26 protein-coding genes and 1 tRNA gene are annotated in these 22442 nt (G+C 71.8%); 4 read left to right on the top strand and 23 right to left on the bottom strand.

All coding sequences use genetic code 11. The annotated features are described in order from the left end of the window. The 13 genes from O7624_RS00405 to O7624_RS00345 form a co-directional block, all read right to left on the bottom strand. A complete protein-coding gene (locus O7624_RS00405; protein ID WP_093402414.1) occupies positions 1–399 on the bottom strand; it encodes a group 1 truncated hemoglobin in 399 nt (132 codons plus the stop codon). Between the two features lie 313 nt (positions 400–712). After that, on the bottom strand, positions 713–1309 hold the full coding sequence (locus O7624_RS00400) for a MerR family transcriptional regulator (RefSeq protein WP_282238431.1): 597 nt from the start codon (positions 1307–1309) through the stop codon (positions 713–715). A gap of 199 nt (positions 1310–1508) precedes the next feature. Further along, the gene (locus O7624_RS00395; RefSeq protein ID WP_204037358.1) at positions 1509–1973 is read right to left on the bottom strand and encodes a bifunctional nuclease family protein; all 465 of its coding nucleotides are present in this window, start codon (positions 1971–1973) and stop codon (positions 1509–1511) included. A 173-nt stretch (positions 1974–2146) separates the two neighbouring features. Beyond that, positions 2147–2848, bottom strand: a complete 702-nt coding sequence (locus O7624_RS00390) for a MerR family transcriptional regulator (protein ID WP_281562901.1) — start codon at positions 2846–2848, stop codon at positions 2147–2149. Positions 2849–2898: 50 nt separating this feature from the next. Further along, positions 2899–3351: an FHA domain-containing protein gene (locus O7624_RS00385; protein WP_093402417.1), complete on the bottom strand. Its 453-nt coding sequence runs from the start codon at positions 3349–3351 to the stop codon at positions 2899–2901. A gap of 218 nt (positions 3352–3569) precedes the next feature. Beyond that, positions 3570–3950: a glycine cleavage system protein GcvH gene (gene gcvH, locus O7624_RS00380; protein WP_093402500.1), complete on the bottom strand. Its 381-nt coding sequence runs from the start codon at positions 3948–3950 to the stop codon at positions 3570–3572. A gap of 56 nt (positions 3951–4006) precedes the next feature. Further along, the gene (locus tag O7624_RS00375) at positions 4007–4939 is read right to left on the bottom strand and encodes a DUF881 domain-containing protein (RefSeq protein WP_282238430.1); all 933 of its coding nucleotides are present in this window, start codon (positions 4937–4939) and stop codon (positions 4007–4009) included. Between the two features lie 9 nt (positions 4940–4948). Further along, positions 4949–5281: a small basic family protein gene (locus O7624_RS00370; RefSeq protein WP_093402419.1), complete on the bottom strand. Its 333-nt coding sequence runs from the start codon at positions 5279–5281 to the stop codon at positions 4949–4951. Beyond that, on the bottom strand, positions 5278–6192 hold the full coding sequence (locus O7624_RS00365) for a DUF881 domain-containing protein (protein WP_282238429.1): 915 nt from the start codon (positions 6190–6192) through the stop codon (positions 5278–5280). Before O7624_RS00365 ends, O7624_RS00370 begins: the two co-directional genes overlap by 4 nt. Then, complete coding sequence (locus O7624_RS00360; RefSeq protein WP_232511113.1) at positions 6189–6758, bottom strand: CDP-alcohol phosphatidyltransferase family protein; 570 nt, start codon at positions 6756–6758, stop codon at positions 6189–6191. The genes O7624_RS00365 and O7624_RS00360 overlap by 4 nt, the downstream gene beginning before the upstream one ends. 341 nt (positions 6759–7099) lie before the next feature. Further along, on the bottom strand, positions 7100–7576 hold the full coding sequence (locus O7624_RS00355; RefSeq protein ID WP_282238428.1) for a MarR family transcriptional regulator: 477 nt from the start codon (positions 7574–7576) through the stop codon (positions 7100–7102). Positions 7577–7632: 56 nt separating this feature from the next. Beyond that, entirely contained in the window at positions 7633–8811 is a 1179-nt protein-coding gene (locus tag O7624_RS00350) for a PP2C family protein-serine/threonine phosphatase (protein WP_282238427.1), read from the bottom strand. A gap of 63 nt (positions 8812–8874) precedes the next feature. Further along, positions 8875–9621 (bottom strand): SAM-dependent methyltransferase, encoded by a 747-nt coding sequence (locus tag O7624_RS00345; protein WP_282238426.1) that lies wholly within the window; start codon positions 9619–9621, stop codon positions 8875–8877. A gap of 133 nt (positions 9622–9754) precedes the next feature. Here O7624_RS00345 and O7624_RS00340 point away from each other — a divergent pair, with 133 nt between their 5' ends. From O7624_RS00340 to O7624_RS00330, 3 genes are all read left to right on the top strand, one after another. Then, positions 9755–10636 carry a universal stress protein gene (locus O7624_RS00340; RefSeq protein WP_282238425.1) on the top strand — a complete coding sequence of 294 codons (882 nt, stop codon included), beginning with the start codon at positions 9755–9757 and terminating at the stop codon, positions 10634–10636. A gap of 79 nt (positions 10637–10715) precedes the next feature. Next, complete coding sequence (locus O7624_RS00335) at positions 10716–10931, top strand: phosphatidylethanolamine-binding protein (RefSeq protein ID WP_282238424.1); 216 nt, start codon at positions 10716–10718, stop codon at positions 10929–10931. Then, complete coding sequence (locus O7624_RS00330) at positions 10928–11404, top strand: hypothetical protein (RefSeq protein ID WP_093402426.1); 477 nt, start codon at positions 10928–10930, stop codon at positions 11402–11404. The genes O7624_RS00335 and O7624_RS00330 overlap by 4 nt, the downstream gene beginning before the upstream one ends. Here O7624_RS00330 and O7624_RS00325 read toward each other — a convergent pair. Then, positions 11401–11601 carry a hypothetical protein gene (locus O7624_RS00325; protein ID WP_282238423.1) on the bottom strand — a complete coding sequence of 67 codons (201 nt, stop codon included), beginning with the start codon at positions 11599–11601 and terminating at the stop codon, positions 11401–11403. The two genes, O7624_RS00330 and O7624_RS00325, sit on opposite strands and share 4 nt — an antisense overlap. Before the next feature lie 117 nt (positions 11602–11718). Between O7624_RS00325 and O7624_RS00320 the strand changes: the two genes are divergently transcribed. After that, a complete protein-coding gene (locus O7624_RS00320) occupies positions 11719–12366 on the top strand; it encodes a hypothetical protein (protein WP_282238422.1) in 648 nt (215 codons plus the stop codon). A 6-nt stretch (positions 12367–12372) separates the two neighbouring features. Here the strand turns inward: O7624_RS00320 and O7624_RS00315 are convergent, their stop codons facing one another. From O7624_RS00315 to O7624_RS00275, 9 genes are all read right to left on the bottom strand, one after another. Continuing rightward, the gene (locus O7624_RS00315; RefSeq protein WP_093402429.1) at positions 12373–12558 is read right to left on the bottom strand and encodes a hypothetical protein; all 186 of its coding nucleotides are present in this window, start codon (positions 12556–12558) and stop codon (positions 12373–12375) included. Between the two features lie 71 nt (positions 12559–12629). Continuing rightward, positions 12630–12827, bottom strand: coding sequence for a hypothetical protein (locus O7624_RS00310; RefSeq protein WP_093402430.1), 198 nt, complete (start codon positions 12825–12827; stop codon positions 12630–12632). A gap of 45 nt (positions 12828–12872) precedes the next feature. Further along, positions 12873–14627 (bottom strand): selenocysteine-specific translation elongation factor, encoded by a 1755-nt coding sequence (gene selB, locus O7624_RS00305; RefSeq protein ID WP_282238421.1) that lies wholly within the window; start codon positions 14625–14627, stop codon positions 12873–12875. Between the two features lie 2 nt (positions 14628–14629). Beyond that, the gene (selA, locus tag O7624_RS00300) at positions 14630–15934 is read right to left on the bottom strand and encodes an L-seryl-tRNA(Sec) selenium transferase (RefSeq protein ID WP_282238420.1); all 1305 of its coding nucleotides are present in this window, start codon (positions 15932–15934) and stop codon (positions 14630–14632) included. Positions 15935–15953: 19 nt separating this feature from the next. Next, positions 15954–16049: transfer RNA gene (locus O7624_RS00295), tRNA-Sec, on the bottom strand. 55 nt (positions 16050–16104) lie between these two features. Then, complete coding sequence (gene nrfD / locus O7624_RS00290; protein ID WP_282238419.1) at positions 16105–17124, bottom strand: NrfD/PsrC family molybdoenzyme membrane anchor subunit; 1020 nt, start codon at positions 17122–17124, stop codon at positions 16105–16107. Beyond that, entirely contained in the window at positions 17121–18167 is a 1047-nt protein-coding gene (locus O7624_RS00285; RefSeq protein WP_282238418.1) for a 4Fe-4S dicluster domain-containing protein, read from the bottom strand. Before O7624_RS00285 ends, nrfD begins: the two co-directional genes overlap by 4 nt. Continuing rightward, positions 18167–21460: a formate dehydrogenase gene (gene fdh, locus O7624_RS00280; RefSeq protein WP_282240792.1), complete on the bottom strand. Its 3294-nt coding sequence runs from the start codon at positions 21458–21460 to the stop codon at positions 18167–18169. Before fdh ends, O7624_RS00285 begins: the two co-directional genes overlap by 1 nt. 380 nt (positions 21461–21840) lie before the next feature. Then, complete coding sequence (locus O7624_RS00275; RefSeq protein WP_282238417.1) at positions 21841–22428, bottom strand: hypothetical protein; 588 nt, start codon at positions 22426–22428, stop codon at positions 21841–21843. Between the last annotated feature and the right edge of the window lie 14 nt (positions 22429–22442).

The raw sequence follows: 22442 nt of genomic DNA, 5'->3' as shown, positions 1-22442 counted from the left end.
TCAGGCGCCCGCCTGGTCCCCGCCGGCCACCACCTGGTCCTGCACCTGCGCCAGCACCGCCTGCACGTCGGCGATGATGTCACCCGGCACACCCAGCTGCGTCAACGTCGCCGTCAGATGCTCACCAACCATGACGTAGTGCGCCACCGGAATGTTCAACGGCTGATGCGCCGACGCCAGATCCCGGCCGGTGTACTCGTTCGGACCACCGAGCACCACCGTCAGCATCAACGCCAGGTGCCGGCGCTGACCCGCCATGTCCACCTCGGCGAAGTAACCGGCAAGCTCCGGATCGGCGAGCACCCGGTCGTAGAACAGCTCGACAGCGGCCTTCACCGAAGCCGCACCGCCGATGCGCTCGTAGTGCGAGACCGGAGCGGTCTCCTCGGTAACCGTCACGGTTGTTTCCTTCCGTCGTGAGGGGACGCGCGGTGTCAACGCGCGCAACGACGACCCGCCGACACCGGAACCACCCCACGGCAGCGGCAGCCAGCAGACCGTGTCGGACGATAGCGTGCCGCGTCCGCCCCGTCACCGCCGGCCCATCGGAATCCCGACCACAACCAGACACGAAGAGTCACAAATCTCACCCCGGACCGTCACCCCGGGACAACCGGACCCACACCCAACGTGATCAACCAGGCCCGGTGGCCTGCCAGCGGCCGAACGTCACCAGCGGCGCGCCCGAGCGCACGACGACACAGTGGAACGACTAACCCGCCCGCCGCCGGGCCCGCCGTGCGGCCAACTCGTCGCCCACCGCACCACCCTCGGCAACCTCCGGCGCCCCCTGCTCCACCGACACCGCCGCCGGCTCCGCCGGCAGATGCGACAGCGAACCCTGGATCTCCTTGAACGCGCCACCGATAGCGATGCCGAACACCCCCTGGCCGCCCTGCAACAGGTCGACCACCTCCTCCGGCGAACGACACTCGTACACCGTCGTCCCATCGGAGATCAACGTGATGCCGGCCAGGTCCGCCACCCCACGCGACCGCAACGCCTCGATCGCCTTGCGGATGTTCTGCAACGACACCCCGGCGTCCAGCAGCCGCTTCACCACCTTCAACACCACCAGGTCGCGAAACGAGTACAACCGCTGCGTACCGGAACCCGACGCGTCCCGCACACTCGGCACCACCAGAGCCGTACGCGCCCAGTAATCCAACTGGCGGTAGCTGATCCCCACCGCGTGGCAGGCCGTTACACCCCGGTACCCCACCGCACCGTCACCGTCAGTTGCCGACCCGGGCATCCCACCCGGCTCACCCGACACCGCACCCTGATCGGAATCCCGCGGCTCGTACATCCCGACAACCTCCCCGTCAGTGCGGTGCCACGCCGCTTCCGGGACGCGCACCCCTCGACACGGCAACCCTATAGCGACCATCAGGAGTTACCACGGAGAAACCGTCGCGACACGCCGCGCATCGACAGCGATGACCATCACCATCACCGACAGTCATCGCCCACACGGCCTTCCCACCGACATCGGCAGGGCCGAACACTCAGCCGGCGAAATCCTCCGGGCGAACCTGCTCCAGGAACTCCCGGAACTTCTCCACCTCGTCCTCCTGCTCGTCGGGAATCACGATCCCCGCCTCAGTGAGGACCTGCTCCGCACAACGAATCGGCGCACCCACCCGCAACGCCAGAGCGATCGAATCACTCGGCCGAGCCGAAACCCGCACCCCATCACCGATCAACAGATCAGCGAAGAACACGTTCTCCTTCAGCTCGGTGATCTCCACCGCCCGCAACGGCGCCTTCAACGCCGCCAACACATCCCGCAGAAGATCATGGGTCAGCGGACGCGCCGGCTTGACACCCTGCTGCTCATAAGCGATCGCCGTCGCCTCGACCGCGCCGATCCAGATCGGCAGATAGCGGTCCCCCTCGACCTCCCTGAGCAGGACGATCGGCTGGTTACTGGGTAACTCCACCCGAACCCCGACCACGCTCAGCTCGCGCACCGCCGCCTCCGTGTCGTTGTCACCTACGCCGCACCGCGCCCTTCTCTGCACGGTACACGGACCGCGACACGGCCGTCTCATGCGCTACACGCACCCACGCCCGCGCCAGAAGAGGGGTTACCCCCGCAAGCCTACGCCACTCACCAACCAGCCGATCAGTACGCACACGCACCTCACCGACCCAACGTCGAACGCAACCCCACCCGCACCAACGCCGCATGCAACTGCTGAGACAACGCCACCAACTCCCGCGCCGTCTCCGCCGCCCGCGCCCGCGCCGCCGGATCACTCTGCCGCACCAACGGCGCCACCAACTGCGCGAACAAACCGACCTCGCGATCCGCCGCCGTCCGATAACCCCGCAGATGCCGCGGCTGGAACCCGTACGCAGCAAGACCCGCCACCGCCCGCGCAATGATCAACGCGTCGCCGTCATACCACCCCGGCGGATCCGACACCACCAACCCGAGCCGCTCCAACTCACCCAACGTCGACTCGTCCAGCCCACTACGCGCCACCAACTCGGCACGATCCAACCGGACCTGCGCCGACTCGACCGACGCCGCCGCACCACGACCCGGCACCTCACCATCAGGGCCCACAGCAACCAACGCCGGACGCGACCCCTCCGGCACCTCACCATCGGCGTCCCACCGCGCCAACTGCTCACGGATCACCCGCAACGGCAGATACTGATCCCGCTGCGCCGTCAGCACGAACCGCAGCCGCGCCACATCGTCCCAGCCGTACTTCCGGTAACCCGCCGCCGTACGCTGCGGCTCCACCAGGCCCTCAGCCTCAAGAAACCGCAACTTCGAAATCGTCACGTCCGGAAAATCCGCCCGCAACTGGGCCAGCACCTCGCCGATACTCATCAACGGCGGGGCGCCACCCACCCCGGACGGCCTGGAGGCCGCAGGCTCGTTCACCCCCGGCCGGCCTCACCCTCCGGGCGCGGACCGGCGATGAACACCACCCGGAACTTGCCGATCTGCACCTCGTCACCGTTGCTCAAGGTCGCCGCCTCGACCCGCTCCCGGTTCACGTACGTGCCGTTCAAACTGCCCACGTCCCGCACCGTGAACGTCCCACCATCCCGGTGGAACTCCGCGTGCCGACGCGACACCGTCACATCGTCGAGGAAAATGTCACTGTCCGGATGCCGCCCACTGGTCGTCACATCGTGATCCAACAGGAACCGGGCACCCGCGTTCGGCCCCCGCCGGACCACCAGCAGCGCCATCCCCGGCGGCAGCGAACCGGACATCCGGCTCGGCACCACATCGGTGTCCGGCCCCTCCAGCGCTTCCTCGAGCGAACCGAGATTGAGCGTCGACGTGACGTCGAGCGGGGGGAACTCGTCGCCTGGGCGAGTCATGGGGACCACCTCACGGAATCTGTTTCGGTCGGCGTCGGGTGACGGCGGGTCTGGCCGCCGGGCTCTCATCCACCCGGCGGCTGGCTCTCCGTGCCCCGAAAGGCTGTCCGCGACGCTCAACTAATGGGTTCTCGGTCGACTGGGCGAGCCTAGCCAGCGCCGAAAAACAGGGCAACCGGACGCGCGGCAGACACCGCCCCGCCCGCACAGCAAAAAGCTCAGCTCTCGGTCAACTCGCGATACGCGGCCGCACTCAACAGACCATCCACCGCCGCCGCATCCGCCGCAGTGATCTCCACCAACCAACCCGCACCGTACGGATCACTGTTGATCACCTCGGGGGTGTCGACCAACGCCTCGTTACGCGCCGACACCGTACCGGCCACCGGCGCGTACAACTCCGACACGCTCTTGGTCGACTCGATCTCACCCAGCGACTCACCGGCCGCCACCGTCGCACCCGCCTCCGGCAACTGCACATACACGATGTCGCCGAGCGCATCCTGCGCGAAATGAGTGATGCCCACCCGGACGGCCCCACCGTCCGCGACGGCCACCCACTCATGCTCGGCGGTGTAACGCAGATCCTCAGGAATCACCAGCAGCGTCCTCATCCATCGCGACACCGGACCAACCGGTGCCGGCCCGCCGACCTTCAGGAGACCGGACGGGCATGTTCCAGCGGGCGGGGCACGTGCAGCGCCGACACCTCGGCAACCTCACGCTCCTCAACGATCACGTTACCGCCGTCGCCAGCCACCGACGCCACCACCCCACCAGGAATGTTGAGCGCCGTACGCATCGTCGCCGGGTCACCCAGCACCGTGATGGTGAACGGCCCCGTCAACGGACGCCCGTCCACGATCAACGCCCCGTTCTCCCCGTTGAGGAAATACGTCGACGCCACGATCCGCACCGTCGCCTGGTCACCACCGGAGATCTGCATCGCCTCCGCCCCGGCACCCCGCAACTCCTGCACCGCATCCAGCACCCGCACCGCCGAGATCGGCTTCGCCCCCGCCTGGAACCGCACCGTCAGACCCGGGCCCCGCGCCGGCAACGTACCCGCCAGGATGCCCAACTCGTCCGCCCGCCGGGTCGCCTCCTCCAACGCGGCCTGACGCCCCTGCTCACCCGAACGCAACTGCCGCTGACTCTCCTCCAACGCAGCGATGTCCTGCCGCAACCGGATCTCCCGCGCCTCCAGGTCGTACAGGATCCGAACCAGATCCTCCTGCCGCGCCGCCGCCAACGACGAATCCGTCGACGTCATCTTCAACTGCACGGCCAGGGTGAACCCCAACAGCCCCAGCAGCACAACGATCATCACCGCCGCCGAGCTGAACCGTCGCCACGGCGACACCACCGCAGCCGGGCCCGCCGCGGCAACCCCCTCCGCCGGCGCCGTCTCGTCCGGCGACGGATCCTCGTCCTCTCCCGACGGGCGCTCCTGCGGCGACAACGGACTCAACTCGTCCGGATCCGGCGCCTCCGGACGCGGATCCGGCTCCCCCGCCGGGCCATCCGGCCGCGTCGGCTCCGCCGGCTGCGGCCACCCCGTACCCGTCTGCGTGTGCTCGTCACTCACGCCACAAACCTACGCCCGGAACAGGTGCCGACGGATCGCCGCCACGTTGCCGAAGATACGAACCCCCAACACGACCACCACACCGGTGGACAACTGACCGCCCACCCCCAACTGGTCACCCAGATACACGATCAACGCAGCCACCAGCACGTTCGAGATGAACGACACCACGAACTGCTTGTCGTCGAAGATGCGGTCCAGCTTCGCCCGCACCCCACCGAACACCGCGTCCAACGCGGCCACCACCGCGATCGGCAGGTACGGCTGCAACGCCGCCGGCACCGTGGGATCAAGCCACAGCCCGAGCAGCACCCCGGCCAACAGGGCCAGCACCGCGATCATCGACCACCTCCGGAGGGACTGGGGGACGTACCCGAGCCGGACGACTCGTCACCGCCCGACGACGACACACTCGGACTCACCGCGGGCTCCGCGTAGCGTAGCCGCGGCTCCGGAGCAGCCGGCAGCGTGAGGTCATCGGCGTCGCGCACCGCGAACGACAGACCCGTCACCTTCGCCACCTGGCGCATCGTCAACGCGCTACCGCTGGCCTCGTACCGCTCCCGCATACCACCCGGCCCGATCGCGCTCACCTCGTACGGCCCGGTCACCGGACGGAAGTCCACCAGGATCGCCTGACCCGCGGAACGGATCGTCGACGTCGACGTCAACCGCTGCCCATTGATGGCGATCGCCTCGGCGCCGGCACCCCACAGATCGTTCGCCACGCTCTGCAGGTCGAGATAAATCACCTGCGCGGGACCGGCATCGGCACCGCCGAGCGCATCCTGGCCACCTGGCGCGTCCGCCAACTCCACCACCACACCGTCACCGCGCACCCGCCCCAGGCCGGTACTCGCCTCCAGCTCCCGCAACCGGGCCGCGCGGGAACCACCCAACGCGGCCTCCCGCTGCCGGTTGACCTCCTCGCGCAGTTCCTCGGCCCGGGTCGACAAGGCGTCGGTCTCACCCTGCCGCTGCTTGATCTGCGCCACCAGGCCGGACCGGGCCTGCGCACGCCCCGGCTCCTCGGCCATGGTCTGCCGGTAGGCCACCGCGAACAGGAAGCCGAGCAGCACGATCACCACCAGGCCGACCGGCCCCACCGACCAGCCCGACCGCGCTGGCCGGCCGGTCTCCGCCCGCCGGGCCGCCGCGTCGGCGTAGCCCGGATCCAACGGGTTACGGAACAACTCGGTGAGGAAATCCGGGGTGAAGGCCCTCGGCCCACGCCGGCTCTGATCGTCGCTCATGCCGCCGCTCCCTGCCGACCGCGTACCGCACGAACCAACTGCCGGGCCTGAATCACGTACAGCGCGCCAGCGACCCAGTAGAGCACCAGCCCCCACCACGCCAACGCCCAGCCGATCGTGCCGGCCACCGCTGCGGCCGCCGGCACCACCGCGGCCAGCAGCAGGATCGGAAAGGCAGCCAGCAGCAGGAAGGTAGCCGTCTTACCGACGTAATGCACCGGCGGCGGCCCGTAGCCGTGCCGCCGCAGCACCCCGAGCGAGCCCAGCAGCAGCACCTCCCGCGCCAACAGCGCGGCGGTGAACTGCCACGGCACCACTTCGCGGGCGGTGAACGCGACAAGGGTGGCGAGGATGTAGAGCCGGTCGGCGAGCGGGTCGAGCAACTCGCCAAGCCGGCTGACCTGCCCCAGCCGCCGGGCGATCCAGCCGTCCACCCAGTCGCTGGTGCCACCGACGGCCAACACCACGATTGCGGCAGCGTCGGCGCGCACCACCAGGAACAGAAAGAGGAAGAGGGGAACACCCAGCAGGCGGACGAAGCTGATCAGATTCGGCCAGGTGAGCACCCGGTCGTTCGGTCCCCGGCCATCGTCGCGGGCCTGCGGTTGCTCCTCCCGAGCCGCCCGACCCGACACCGAACCTCCTCCGCGACGCGCTCGGGCACCGCGGACCAGGTCCGCCGTTCGGCGTCGTACGCGTGTCCAGCCGGCTGCTGCCGGCGCCCCCTGTGATCCCCTGCCGGGATCCGTCCCCTGACCCGCCGTCCATCGTCGATGATCACGGGCCGGTCGAATGCGCTGCCACTATAGCGGGCTGCTGCCGTGGTTTCGCTGCCCAGCGGGCCCGTGCCGATGGCTGGTTGCTGCCATTGTGATGGGTGTCACTGCGTGTAGGGCATCCTAGGACACTAGTCGAGGTGGATTCCCGTGCTGGGGACAGTGGCGCTCGCGCCACTCGACGACATCGAGGCCGCCTGCCCGAACGCCACCAGCGCCCCGAGCAGGTCCTGCCGCCCTCGGGCCGGCATCCGTTCGAGCACGGCCCGCACCGCCTCGTGCCGGCGTGATCGCACCTCGGCCAACAGCACCTCGGCCGCCGCCGTCGGGACGAGGCGCACCTCCCGACGGTCGCGCGGGTCGGCCGTTCGGCGCACCAACCCGATCGCCTCCAGCCGGTCACAGAGCCGACTGGCCGAGGAGGGGACCACGTCCAGCAGCGCGGCCAGCCCGTTGACGTTGATCTCCGGGCGGATACTCAGCAGGGACAGCACGCGCAGCTGGGTCGGCGACACCGAGAGGCGGTGCCGGGAGACGGCCGAGTCGAGCACGCCCACAAGCGTCTCGGCGGCCGCGTCGATCGCCGCGGTGAGATCCGGTCGCTCCACGCGATGTCCCCTGCGATTGTCCCGCTGGTCCTGCACCGAACCGCCGGACGGGTCGGTCAACCCTGTTCCTGGCCGGCCGAGCCGCGCCAGTCCAGGCAGACGACGACCGCGTCGTCCCGCAGATCGGTGTCCGCGTGGAAGGTCTGTAACTCGCGCATCACCGTACCAACCGCCTCGGTCGGCGGCTGCAACCGCGTGGCCCGCATCGCCCGGGCCATCGCCCGCTCGCCGTACGTCTCCCGGCCGCTCGGATCGGCCGCCCACACCCCGTCGGAGACGATGAACAACCGGTCCCCCGGGTCGAGGTCGAACTCCTGTAGGTCGTAACGGGTCTCACCGAACATCCCCAGCGGGAGCTGCTGCTCGAGAGCGACCCGGGAGACGGCGCCGCCGCGCACCCGCACCAGATGTGGCGAGCCGGCGTCCACCGCCCGCACCCGCCCGGTGACACAGTCCAGTTCGAGCAGCAACGTCGCCACGTGCCGGTGCCCCCGATGCTGGTAGTAGACCGTGTCGGAGGCCAGCTCGGCCTGTTCCACCAGACCGCCACCGGAACGGCGGGCGTTCCGCATGGCATTGACCGTCACCGCCGTCAACAGGGCGGCGGCCAGCCCGATACCGTCGCCGTTGAGGACGGTGACGGTCAGCCGGCCCTCGTCCAGCGACCAGTCGAAGTGGTCACCACCCACCGTGTACGCCGGTTCCAGCTGGCCCGCCAGTTGGAACGAGTCATGGCTGACACTGCGCCCCGGCAGCAGTTCCCACTGCAACTCGGCGGCCATGCTCAGCCGCTCCCGCCGCCGAGCCCGCCGGTAGCGGTCGGTCTCCCGGTCGGCCGCACGCAGCGCCATGGCCATGTCCCCGGCGATGTCGACCGCCTCGCGCACCACCGACTCCGTCGGCTCCCCGGCCAACTCGACCATGAGCACGCCCAGCCGCTCGCCCCACACCGTCAGCGGAACGTAGATGCGGCACCGCCCGTCCTCACCGGACTCCCGGACCGGCTGCTGGCTGCTGAAGCAGCGCTGCACCGTACCCTGAACCTCGGCGACCGCCACGGCGGGCTGGCGGGAGTCGAGCACCGGCCACAGCCCGCTGATCCGGTAGTCGGCAACGAACACGATGGTGCCCGACGCGCCGAGCGCCGACCGGATGGCCACGTCGGCGGCCTCGACCACGCGGTCGGGCGGGGCCTCGCGCAGGGCGCGGGAAATCCCCGTGGGCGCATCCGCCATGACCATCCTCCGAAAAATACTTGCTCTGGGGCAAGCATCATACGGAGGTGGTTTCGCCCATGGTCACCCGACCGACCGCACAGCGACCGCGCCGTGAAACGCGTCCGGCACCTCCGCCGGTCGCCCCTCCGGTCGCCAGCGGGTCACCGGCACGATCCCGTCCCGGGTGGGCTGCCACCGGCCGAGCAACGGCCCGAACGCGGCCGGCGGGCGCATTCGGAACGCCGGCCCCATCATCGCCAGCGCCTGCGGATACGCGGCGAGTTCCTCGGTGTCGAAGTCGATCGCCAGGTGGCTGCCCGGTGCCACCGCGGTGTACAGCTCGTCCAGCGTGCGGGCGAGAGTGTCGTCGTCGAGGAACGCCGCCAGGCCGAGAAAGACCACCCCGACCGGCCGACGCCCCCAGCCCGGCACGAACCGGTGCAGCAACGCCGGGTCGACGGTGCCGATGTCGGTGGCGTCGCCGAAGCCGTAACCCGCCCGGTCGCTGCCGGCCAGGATGCGCTGCCCGAGACGGATGGTCACCGGGTCCACGTCGGTGTAGAGAACCGTCGCGTCAGGTGCCACCTCGTGCACGTTGCCCATCGTCGGTACCCCGGCGCCGAACACCAGGAATCCGTCCACACCGGTGGCCGCTATCGCCCGTACGGCACGGCCGAGAAAGGCGCGCAGCGCCCGGAAGACCGGAGCACACGGCCCGTACGCCTGCTCGAAGGCGCGGGCGGCGGCCACGTCCACCGGATGGTGGTGCGTCCCGCCGAGCCAGAAATCAATCATCCGTGCGGTACTGGGCTGGTCGGGCTCCACCATCGACGACGCTCCTTCCCCAGTCGCCAGCGTACCGACAGCACGTCGCTCGCCGGTATCGCCCCGTTGGCCGCCGGGGGCGGCGATACTTACCCAAACCGGTCCCGACGGCGGGGCCCAGCACAGGGAGGCGACGGTGAGCTCGGTCAGCGGCGCGGCGGTGGTGGTCGGCGTGGACGGCTCCGAGCCCGCCCGCGCCGCGGTACGACTTGCCGCCGCGACGGCGGCCCGCCGCGACCGCCCGCTGCGGGTGGTACACGCCTTCATCTGGCCGACGCTGCACTCCCCCGTCCGGCCGGCCACGGAGAGCGCCCCCGGCGGGGGTCTGCGGGCGCGAGCGGAACGGATGGTCGCCGACGCTGTCGAAGAGGCCGAGGCGACCGCGCCGGGACTACGGGTCACCGGCGAGATTATCGACGGTGAGGCTGCGGCCGTGCTGCTCGCCGAGGCGCCCGGCGCGGCGATGATGGTCCTCGGTGACCGCGGTGCAGGCGGTATCGCCGCGCTGCTGCTCGGCTCGGTCGCGGTGAAGTTGGCCGCGTACGCCGATTGTCCGGTGCTGGTGGCGCGCGGCGCGCAGCACCCCGACGGTGCCGTGGTGGTCGGGGTGGACGGTTCCGAGTCGTCCCGCCGGGCCGTGGAGTTCGCCGTCGACGAGGCCGCCCTGCGCGGCGCCGCGGTGCTCGCCCTGCACGCCTACCGGCACCCGGTGTCCACCGGCCCGGGTGACATGCAGCCGCTGGTGTACGACGAGTCCGAGTTGCGCGACGACGAGGACCGTGCGGTGGCCGAGTCCATCGCCGGGCTGACCGAGCGGTACCCGGAGGTGCCGATCACCCGGGAGTCGGTGCGGGGTCGGGCCGCCCGGGTGCTCACCGACGCGTCCCGCCAGGCGCAACTGCTGGTGGTCGGGGGGCAGGGGCGTGGTGAGGTGACCGGGTTGCTGCTGGGTTCGGTGAGCCAGTCGATGCTGCACCACAGCCACTGTCCGGTCGCGGTGGTACGCGGCCCCCGGTGACCGGCCGGCACGGTTGGCGGCGGCCCAGGCGGGTAGACGGGCCGCGTACGCCACCGGCGACGAACAGGGGGATACAGCCATGCCAGGACCTCGGCCCGGCAGCAACGCATACGACAAGCAGCGTGCCCGCCTGCGCAACGCCATCGACGGCTCCGGCCGGGGCACACCGGACCAGAAGGCCGACGAGGCGGCCAACCGGATCCTGCGGGAGGATCGGGGCCGGCGCGGCGTCGTGCGGGGCGAACGCGCCTACGGGCCCAAGGGAAACCGCGAGCCCGGGGATCCGAAGAAGTGAGGACCGCCGACCTGACCGACGGCCTCATCGCCGGGGCCGTCGGCACCGCAGCGCTCAACATCGTCACCTACCTGGACATGACGGCCCGGGCCCGACCGGCCAGCCAGACGCCCGAGCAGAGCGCCGGGAAACTGGCCGGCGCCTTCCACCTGTCCCTGGGGCCGCCGCAACAGGCGGACAACCGGCGCAGCGGCCTCGGCGCCCTGCTGGGCTACGGGCTCGGCGCGGCCGCGACGGTCGGCTTCGCGCTGCTGGCCCGGGGCCGTCGGCAACCGTTGCTGCGCGCGGCCACGCTGCTCGGTGGGGGCCTGATGACCCTGTCGGACGGGTCGCTGACGCTGCTCGGCGTCACCGACCCGCGCACCTGGCGGCGCGTCGACTGGCTCGCCGACATCGTCCCGCACCTCACCTTCGGGCTGACGGCCGCAGCCACCTGGAACCGGCTGCGGCCGTCAACCGGCAGCAGGGCCTAACGGTCGGTGTCGTCCTCGGCGACCGGTCGACCGCTGGGTCCGTACGGTGACACCTGGCCGTGCGGCACCGGGCGGCCGGTGTCCCCCGGCGAGGAGCCGCGGTTGCGGGGATGGCCGGCCGGGTCGGGGCCCTTGTTGTCCTGGCTGGTGTCACCGAGGGCGTTGCGCCGGAGTTCCTGCTGCTGCGGGTTCGTCACGGTCGTCTCCCTTCGCCCGAGCGCGGCACGGCGCCGCGTCACCTGCGGCTTACCCGCCCGCGCCGGGGGCATTCCGGCACGAGGGCTAACCGGGCCGGCAGCGGGTACCCCCCGAGGATGGGTGACCAACGGGCGCTGGCGCGGTCTCTGCTGACCCGCCGCACGTACGCCGAGGAGGCCGGCATCGCGCTGGCTGACCGACCCGCGCCGCTGTACCAGTTGCTGGTGCTGGTCACGTTGCTCAGCACCCGGATCCGGGCGCAGGTGGGGGTGGCGGCGGCCCGGGAACTCTTCGTGGCCGGCTACCGCACCCCGCAGGCCATGGAGGCCGCCAGCTGGCAGGAACGGGTCGACGCGCTGGGGCGCGGACACTACCGCCGCTACGACGAGCGGACCGCCACCATGCTCGGCTCGGGCGCCCGGCTCTGCCTGGACCGCTGGCACGGCGACCTGCGGCGGTTGCACCGGGAGGCGGCCGGTGAGCCGGCGCAGTTGCGTCGGCTGCTCACCGAGTTTCCCGGGATCGGGCCCACCGGCGCGGACATCTTCCTGCGCGAGGTGCAGTCGGTCTGGCCGCAGTTGCGCCCGTACGCCGACCGGCGGGCGGTGGCCGGTGCGCGGCGACTCGGCCTGCCGGCCAGCACGGACCGGCTCGCCCGGCTCGTCGACGACGTCGACTTCGGCCGGCTCGCCTCGGCGCTGGTGCGGGTCGCCCTCGGCGAGGAGTCCGCCGGGCAGATCAGCCGCGGCGTGGCGGCCCGCTGAGCGCCGTCACTTCGCCGCGTCACCGCCGGGTTTGGTCAGATACCACACCAGCAGCGACGCCAGCAGCGCCAGCACCACCAGCCCGCCGGAGAGGCCACGCCCCTCCTCCGGGGACCGGCCCGTGGTGCCGAAGTAGATCACGGCGAGGCCGGCGAGCACCGCGACGAACTTCCGGATGCCTCGGTCCTTCACAGCTGGCACGGTACGCGACCGGGCACCGTTATGGCGGATTAGCCGGTTTTGTCCCTCACTCGGGGAACTCCTCAGTCGACCTCCAGGTCGTCGAGGGAGATCTTGTGGCTCATCAGCCACCGGGCCAGCGCCGACATGCCGAACAGCCACAGCGGCGCGGACTCGGTGGTGCCGTTCGTCGCGTAGACGGCGAACCGCAGGTCCGGCGCCCGGTACGCCTCGATCCGCCACCGGTGCTGCCGGTCCCGCCAGACCGCGGAGGGGTCCATGCCGTCACGGTAGGTGCCCGGCTCCGCCGCCCGCCGACGATGTGCTCAATCCACCACCACCCGAGCATCGTCGGGTAGCCGACGGGTCAGTCCCCGCTGGTCCAGCAACTCCAGCAGCGGCACCGCCACCCGGCGGGTCGTGTCGAGCGCCTGCCGGGCGGCGCTGAGGGTGAACGGCTGCGGGAGCCCGGTCAGCACCCGCACCGCCTGCTGCGGCGCGCCGGGCAGCAACAGCACGTTACCGCTCAGCCGCAGCAGCGCCCCGGCGCGCACCGCGGCACCGATCTCCCGGGTGCCGAGCCCGACCGCGGCGAGCCGGTCCGCGTCGGGAGCACGGAACGGGTGTGCCGCGTAGTCCTCGCTCACCAGAGCCAGCGCGCGGGCCACCGGCTCGGGCAACGACGCCGCGCCGGGCGCCACCACCCGACCGGCGACCAACCGCAGCGGCGGCTTCACCAGGGCTTCGACCAGAGACCGGTCGGGCAGGTCGAGGTGTCGGCGCAGTTGCTCGACCGGAGCGCCAGGTGCCAGCGGATGTGTGCGGGCGTGCTCGGCCACGGCCACGGCGAGCCGGTCGCCCAGCCCCCGCCAGTGCTGCGGATCGGCCAGCCAGTCACCCGCCACCGGGGCAACCGTCACCGGAACACCCGCCCGGACGAGGTCACCGACCCGGGCCAGGCCCCGCCGGCTCAGCTCACCAGCAAGCTCGGGACGGCCGTCAAGGGTGGCCAGCACGGCCGCCCGAGCCGCCGCGGCACCCCGACGCGCAAGCGGTGGCGGCCGCACGTCGAGCACGGTGACCCCGCCGGCGACGTACCGGCGGCCCGGATCGCGCAGCAACGCCCGGTCCCCGATCAGCAGCGGCAGCGGACGACTCAACCGCAACCGGGCGGTGTCCCCGCCCAGCGGACGGACCCGCACCGGCACCGCGGCCGAACCGACGTGCAGCGTCAGCGTCACCGGCAACTCGGCCACCGCGACACCGGCCAGGCGGACGTCCACCAGGTCGGTGGGTTGGAAACGGCCCGGGGTGAGCAGGGCGTCGCCGCGGCCGATCCGGTCGCGGGCCACGCCCCGCAGATTCACCGCCACCCGGGCCACCGGCATCGCCTCATCGCAGGCCGCGCCGAGCCGATGCAGGCCCCGGATCCGCACCGGTTCACCGGCGCCGGCCAGCTCCAGTTCGTCGCCGACACGTAACCGCCCGGCGCCGAGGGTGCCGGTGACCACCGTGCCGCTGCCCCGCACCGTGAAGCAGCGGTCGACCCAGAGACGAACCGGCCCGTCGGGCACCGGGGCCGGCAGCCGATCGGCCAACCGGTCCAGGGCGGCCCGCAGGTCGGGCAGACCGGCACCGGTGGCGGCACTGACCGTCACCGTCTCCACCTCGCCCAACGAGGTCGCCGCCAGCTCCGACCGGGCCCTGGCCAGGGCGGCGGTGGGATCGGCCAGGTCCGCGCGGGTCACCACCAGCAGGCCGTACCCGACGCCGAGCGCGTCCAGGGCGGCCAGGTGCTCGGCGGACTGCGGCATCCAGCCCGCGTCGGCCGCGACCACCACGACGGCGGCCGGCACCGGCCCTACCCCGGCCAGCATGTTCGGCACGAACCGCTCGTGCCCCGGCACGTCGACGAACGCGACGGTACGACCCGACGGCAGCGACGTCCAGGCGAACCCGAGGTCGATGGTCATGCCGCGACGGCGCTCCTCCGCCCAACGGTCCGGTTCCATCCCGGTCAACGCCCGCACCAGCGTGGACTTGCCGTGGTCGACATGCCCGGCGGTGGCCACCACCAGCATGGTCAGTCGTCCTCCGGCACGGCCAGCACCGCCGCGCGCAGCAACCCGTCGGCCCCCTCCGGCACGCACCGCAGGTCGAGCAGGAGCCGAGCCCGGACCACCCGACCCAGCACCGGTGGGTCGGCGGCACGCAGCGGGCCGGCGTACCGTTCGGGCAGGCTCAGCGCCCACGAGTCGAGTTCGACGCCGGGCGCGCCGCCGCCGCCGACCACCGCCACCGACGGCACCACCTCGGCCTTGCGGCCGTCGGCGGCGAGCGCGTCGCGCAGCCGTTCGGTCCGCTCGCGCAACGCCGCCGGGTCGGCGTGCAGCGCCCGGTGGGTCGGGGTGGCCGGGTCACCGAGGGTGCCCGCGAGGGCGGCCAGGGTCAGCTTGTCCACCCGCAACGCCCGGGCGAGGGGGTGCCGGCGCAGCCGCTCGACCAGGTCGGCGGTGCCGAGCAGCAACCCGGCCTGCGGGCCGCCCAGCAGCTTGTCGCCGCTGGCGGTGACCAACGCCGCCCCGGCACGCAGGGCGCTGGCGGCATCCGGTTCGTCCGGCAGCAGCGGGTCGGGTACGAGCAGCCCGGAGCCGATGTCGGCGACCACCGGCACCCCCAGCCCGGCCAGCCGCCGCACCGGCACCGCCGAGGTGAAACCGGTGACCCGGAAGTTCGACGGATGCACCTTCAACACGAACCCGGTACGCGGCCCGACGGCGGCGGCGTAGTCGGCGAGGGTGGTCCGGTTGGTGGTGCCCACCTCCCGCAGCCGGGCACCGGTGCTGGTGAGCAGGTCCGGCAGCCGAAAGCCGTCGCCGATCTCCACCAGTTCGCCCCGGCTGACCACGATCTCGGCGTCGGCGGCGAGCGCGGTGGCCGCCAGCACCAGCGCGCCGGCACCGTTGTTGACCACGTGCACCGCCTCGGCGGCCGGTACGGCGGCGGCGAGCGCCCGCAACGCGTCCCGCCCTCGGCGCGCCCGCCGGCCGGTGCCCAGGTCCAGTTCCACGTCGGTGTACCCGGCGGCGGCGGTCACCGCGGCCACCGCGGCCTCGGAGAGAGCGGCCCGCCCAAGATTGGTGTGCAGCACCACCCCGGTGGCGTTCAGCACCACCCGTGGCACGGGCGGCGGCAGGTCGGCCAACGCGGCGTCGCGTACCTCGGCGGGGTCGATCTCACCCCGGCGGGCCCGGTCCTGGGCCTGCCGCACCGCGCTGCGCACCCGGTCGCGGCCGACCGTCGCAGCGGCCGCGACCAACTGCGGATCAGCCAGCAGCACATCGGTACGCGGCACCCGGCGCCGCGGGTCGGCGCCGCCGTCGCCCATCGGTTCATCTCCTCGCAGCTGGCGGAGACGGACGGGAATCGAACCCGCCTGGCCCGGATCCCGGACCACACCGGTTTTGAAGACCGGGAGGGGCACCAGCCGCCTGAACGCCTCCACCGGCCATTGGATCACAGCTCGGCGGCGGGCGTGCGGCCGAGTCGGCACCACGGTCACCGGCCGGGATCGGCCGCCCGCCGGTCGAGCCGGGCCCGCTGCGGCAGCACCGTGTACTTCGGATCACGGGCCGAGGCGACACCGGCGTGGAAGACCCCGAAGCGGGTGGCCACCGAGGCGGCCAGCAACGCGGCACCGGAGACCGCCGAGACCAGTCGGCTACGCCGGCCCAGCACCGCCCCGGCCACCCCGGCCATGGTCAGTGCCCGCCCGGCGCGCAGCAGCCGACCGGGCCGCCCCGTCCGGTAGGGCTCACCCAGCAGGCCGAGACGAGTCTCCACCCGGTGCGCGCCGAACAGTTCCAGTCCAGCGCCGGCCACCGCCATCCGCCGCGCCGGACCCGCCTGGGCGGGCGGCACGGCGAGCAGACCCACTCCCGCGCCGCTGGCCAGCGCGCTGCCCGCGAAGACGAACGGCAGGTCGGCGTACGCCTCGTGCCAGGACGGCACGGCCGTGTCGGCCAGCAGCACCGCCGTGTACGTGCCCAGGGCCGGTGCGGCCACCGCAGCGGCCAGCCCGGCAGCCCGCCCCACCGGCGGCAACGCCCGACGGGCCAGCCCGAGTGGACCCCGCGTGGGCAGCAGCGGCGCCACCTCGGCGACCGCGGCAAGTCCGGCGGCCGGACCGTACCCGGCGAGGATCCAGGTGCCCACCGACATGGGTGAGGTCGGCTTGGCCACCCGCAGCATGTGGTGGAACCGTTCCGGCCGGCCCAGATCCTTGACCAGCAGGCCGGCGCTGGCGGTGACCGCGGCCAGCGCGGCGAACCGGCCGGCGCGGCGCACCCCGGCCCGCCCGGTGAGCTGCCCACCGGCGGCCAGCAGCGACGAACCGGCGGCCAGCCCGCCGGTGAACAGGTAGGCGGCGATCTCCCACGTCCACACCGGCGGTTTCAGGATCGGCCGGCCGTAGTAGGAGGTGAATTCCGCCGGCGGCACGGCCAGCTCCTCACCACCCCGGCGACCGGCGCGGAAGCGCCGGAACCGGTCGCCGACGGCCGGTCGGTCCCGGTTCACCGTCGACCACCGAGGAACGCACCGACCGCCGCCGCCGTCATGGCCAGCGCGGCCAGCCCCGCCCGGCGCCACATCGCCGGCAGGTCCCGGGTGGTGACCTGCGGATCCGGCGGCAGGCCGTACACCTCCGGCTCGTCGAGCAGCAGGAAGAACGCGCCGTCGCCACCCACCCCGTCGTCCGGGTCGTGGCCGTAGAGCCGCGCCTGCGTCTCCCCCCGTTCCCGCAACGTGGCGACCCGCGCGGCGGCCCGTTCCCGCAGCTCGTCGAGGGCGCCGTACTGGATGGACTCGGTCGGGCAGGCCTGCGCGCAGGCGGGGGTCAGGCCCGCGCCGATCCGGTCGTAGCAGAGCGTGCACTTCCACACCCGGCCGTCGTCCACCCGGCGGTCGATCACGCCGTACGGGCAGGCCGACACGCAGTAACCGCAGCCGTTGCAGATGTCCTCCTGCACCACCACGGTGCCGAACTCGGTGCGGAACAGCGCCCCGGTCGGGCAGACGTCGAGGCAGCCGGCCCGGGTGCAGTGCTTGCACACGTCCGACATCATCAGCCAGCGGAAGTCGCTGCGGCCCTCGGCGCTGCCGGTGCGTCCGGGTGGCCCGGCCGCCGGCATGCCGAGGAACTCAGTCATCCGGGCGGCGGCCGGCGGTTCACCGGGCAGCACACCCGGCTCGGTTCCGGTCGGGTTCGTGGTGTCGGCTGAGGTCGCACTCGCGGGGTCGCTCGTCGGGTTCCCGGCGAACGACGCGGTGCCGTGACCGGCGGGTCGGGGCTGTTCCACGAAGGCGACGTGCCGCCACGAGTTGGCGGTCAACGCGCCGGTGTTGTCGTAGGACATGCCGAGCAGATCCAACCCGGCGGTTGGTACCCCGTTCCACTCCTTGCAGGCCACCTCGCACGCCTTGCAGCCGATGCAGACGCTGGTGTCGGTGAAGAAGCCCATGCGCGGCGGCGCGTCGACCCAGCCGGCCGCGGTCGCCGGATCGGCGGCCGGCAGCGACGACTGTGGCGGTACGGCGGGCCGGTGCGGCGGGTCGACCATCAGGGGTTCCCCTCTCCGTCGCCGGTGGACCCGGGCGGCTCGACCGGCACCCCAGGGGTGACCGCCGGCGGTAGAACACCCGGCACGATGCCGGCCCTGGTGCGGTAATCCTGCACCAGTTCCCGCAGCGCCGCCCCGGTGGGCCGACGCCCCGGTTGCACGTCGCAGGTGCCGATCTTGCTCTCCTGGATCAGGACGTTCGGGTCCAGGGTGATGCCGAACAGGTCGTTGGCCGAGTCGCCGGTGACCAGTCCCTCGAAGCCGAAGTGGTACGGCAGCCACAGCTGGTGGATCACCCGGCCGTCCACCGTCAGCGGCGCCAACCGGTCGGTGACCAGCACCCGGGCCTCGATCGCCGCGCGGGCGGTGATCAGGTGCGCCCACCCGAGATGGGTCAGCCCGGCCAGCGTCGCCAGCTCCGGCGACACCTCCACGAACATCTCCGGTTGCAGTTCCGCCAACGGCGCGACGGTCCGGCTCATCCCACCCGCGGTGTGGTGTTCGGTGAGCCGGCTGACCGTGAACACGTACGGGAAGACCTCGTCGTGCTGCTGCGGCGGGCTCGGGTTCGTCGAGTTCACCGGGTGGTCGTACCTCTTGCGGGTCGGGTTGGCCTGCTGGCCGTAGAGCGGATTACGCACCGGCGACTCGGCCGGCTCGTAGTGCGTCGGCAGCGGCCCGTCCAGCACCCCGCTGGGCGCGTACAGCCAGCCCTTGCCGTCGGACTGCATGATGAACGGATCGTCACCGGCCAGCGCCGCCGGCCCCGTGGCACCCTCCGGCGGCCGGTACGACGGGGGTTTCGTCACCTCGAAGTCGGGCACGTCGCGACCGGTCCACCGGCCGGCGTCGTCGTCCCACCACACGTACCGTTTGCGCTCGCTCCACGGGCGGCCCTGCGGGTCGGCGGAGGCCCGGTTGTAGAGCATCCGCCGGTTCGCCGGCCACGCCCAGCCCCACTCGGCGGCCACCCAGTCCTGCTCGTGCCCGGGCCGACGCCGGGCCGCCTGGTTCACACCGTCGGCGTAGACGCCGGTGTAGATCCAGCAACCGATCGCGGTCGTCCCGTCGTCGCGGGCCTGGGTGAACGCCGACAGCGGACGGCCACTGACCGTGTCGTATCCGTTGATTTCCCGCAGCACCGCCTCGGCGTCCGGCTCGGCGAGCCGGCCGTGCGTGGGATAGTCCCAGGTCAGGTCGAGCAGCGCCCGGTCGCGCGGCAAAGTCGAGCCGGCCAGCTTCTCCCGGATCCGGCGCCCCAGGTGGTAGAAGAACCACAGCTCGGAGCGGGCGTCGCCGGGCGGGTCGACGGCCTTCTCCCGCCACTGCAGCAGCCGCTGGGTCTGGGTGAACGTGCCCTCCTTCTCCACGTGGGAGGCGGCCGGCAGGAAGAACACCTCGGTGGCGCACTGCTCCGGCACGGTCTCACCGGTGGCGACCTCGGGGCCACGCTGCCAGAAGGTCGCACTCTCGATCATGAACAGGTCGCGTACGACCAGCCAGTCGAGGTTGGCCATGCCCAACCGCTGGGCCCGACCGTGCGCCGAGCCGACCGCCGGGTTCTGGCCGAGCAGGAAGTATCCCTTCACCTTGCCGTCGATCATGTTGAGCACCTGCTGGTAGGTGCCGTGATCGCCGGTGAGCCGGGGCAGGTACCCGTAGCAGAAGCCGTTCTCCGGTGTCGCCGCGTCTCCCCAGTACGCCTTGAGCAGGCTGGCGGCGTAGGCGCGGGTGCCGCCCCAGAAACCCTTCTGACCGGGGTGCCGGATGCTGTCCACCCAGGCGTCGAAGTCGGGATGCTGGGCGTGGTGCGGCATCGGCAGATAGCCCGGCAGCAGGTTGAACAGGGTCGGGATGTCGGTGGAGCCCTGGATGCTGGCGTGCCCGCGCAGCGCCATCACCCCACCACCGGGCCGCCCCACGTTGCCCAGCAGCAGTTGGATGATCGCCCCGGTGCGAATGTACTGCACGCCGACCGTGTGCTGGGTCCAGCCGACCGAGTAGATCAGGCAGCCGGTGCGTTCCCGCCCGGAGTTCTCCGTCCAGGCGCGGGCCAGTTCCAGGAACTTCTCCCGGCGGATGCCGCAGACCCGTTCCACCATCTCAGGGGTGTAGCGGGCGAAGTGCCGCTTGAGGATCTGGTACACGCAGCGCGGATGTTGCAGCGTGTCGTCCCGCTGGACCTGTCGGGACACCGGGGCACCGTGCGACTCGTGGCGCAGGCCGGCCGCGGTCTCCCGCTCCCGGGCGGTGTGCCCGCTGCCGGAGTCCCGCTCGTGGCCCGCGTACTGCCAGCTGTCCTGCACGTAGCTGGCAGTCGCCGGGTCGAAGCCGGAGAAGAGCCCGTCGGCGTCCTCGGCATCCACGAAGTCGTCACTGACGATCGTCGCGGCGTTGGTGTACGCCAGCACGTACTCCCGGAAATCCAGCTCGTTGGTGAGGATGTAGTTCACCACCGCGCCCAGCAGCGCGATGTCGGTGCCCGCCCGGATCGGCAGGTACGCGTCGGCGACCGCGCTGGTGCGGGTGAACCGCGGGTCGACGTGGAAGACCTTGGCCCCGCGCCGTTTCGCCTCCATCACCCACTGGAAGCCCACCGGATGGGCCTCGGCCATGTTCGAGCCCTGGATGACGATGACGTCGGCGTTCGCCACGTCCTGCTGAAAGTCCGTCGCGCCACCGCGACCGAAGCTGGTCCCCAGACCGGGGACGGTGGCGGAGTGTCAAATACGGGCCTGGTTCTCGATCTGAAGCGCCCCCATCGCGGTGAACAGCTTCTTGATGAGGTAGTTCTCCTCGTTGTCCAGGGTGGCCCCGCCCAGGCTGGCGATCCCCAGCGTGCGGTTCAACGGCCGGCCCTCGGCGTCGACGTCCTCCCACGTCTCGGCCCGGGCCGCGAGCACCCGATCGGCGATCATGTCGAGTGCCGTGTCGAGGTCCAGGTCCTCCCACTCGGTGCCGTACGGCCGCCGGTAGCGCACCGTGGTCTGGCGCAGCGGGCTGGTGACCAGGCTCCGGCTGGCGGCCCCCTTCGGGCAGAGCCGACCCCGGGAGATGGGGCTGTCCGGATCACCCTCGATCTGCGTGACCTGGTCGTCGGTGACGAAGACCCGTTGCCCGCAGCCGACGGCACAGTACGGGCAGACGGAACGGGCCACCCGGTCGGCGCCCTCCGTGCGGGCGGTCAACTCGGCACTGCGGTTCGAGCACGCCGCCGCGCCCCGGCCCAACGGGTCGGTGCCGGTGAGCTGCCGGTAGACCGGCCAGCCCAGCAACCTGTCCCGCAGCCCCACGCTCGACACCTCCGGTGTCGACCTTAGGACAGCGCGCCGAGATCGGCGACCCACCTTTCGGAACCACATCACGACGTCGCCCCCGGCCCGATCCCGGGCCGGGGGCGACGAAGGTGCCGGTGTGCAGGTCGCCTCTCGGCGAGTGGCGCGACGCGGCTCCAGCCGAACGGTATTCCGCGAAGGCAATTTAGGTGAGGCCCGGGGACACTTGACACACCGACACCCGAGTCAACAGGTTACCCGCTCTGCTTCTTCCTACCCCTGCCGTGACCGCCGCCACAGTAGGGCCGGCACTCGCTGAGGATGCCGCTGGCCGGCACCCTGAGATCGGGTGCCGGCCAGCGGTTCTTGCTCCCCCTGTGGAGGAATGTCTTCGGTTGTCAGCTGGTCCAGTGTTCGGCGACGAGGTCGGCGGCCTGCTGTTCCCACTGGGCGTAGTGGTCGGGGTAGGCCGAGACCTGCACGGTCTGCGCTGCTTCGGTGAGGGGCATGTCCTGCCAGCCGTCGACCTGCTTGAGCCCCTTCAGGAACGCCAGGGTCGAGTACTCGGGGTCGGTGATCTGCTCCACGGTGCCCCAGCCGGAGGACGGGCGCTGCTGGAACAGGCCCTGCGAGTCGTGGTCGTTGCGGTCACCCAGGTGACCCAGGTTCTCCAACTTCGACTCCTGCAGCGCGGTGGCGATCGACACGACCGCGGCCCGCTCGTCCATCCCGGCCTTCTTCGTCGCCGCGATGATCGCCTTCACATTGCCGATCTGCTCGTCGTTCAACTCGATCATCGACTGGTTGGCCGGGGCGCCGTGCGGCAACAGCTTGCCCATGTCCGGCTTGTCAGCCTGCACCGCCGCGACCGGGACGGTCTTCACCGGGGTGACATCGGCGTGAGCGGCCACCGGACCAGCGAACAGACCACCGGTGAACGCCACACCCGCGATACCCAGCACGCTCTTCCGCAGCATCGAGTTCATGACAAAGCTCCAAT

It is taken from the genome of Verrucosispora sp. WMMD1129, from assembly GCF_029581255.1.
Classification (GTDB): domain Bacteria; phylum Actinomycetota; class Actinomycetes; order Mycobacteriales; family Micromonosporaceae; genus Micromonospora; species Micromonospora sediminimaris.
The sequence above is the reverse complement of the archived record's forward strand: the minus strand, read 5'-3'. Positions and strand labels throughout refer to the sequence as shown.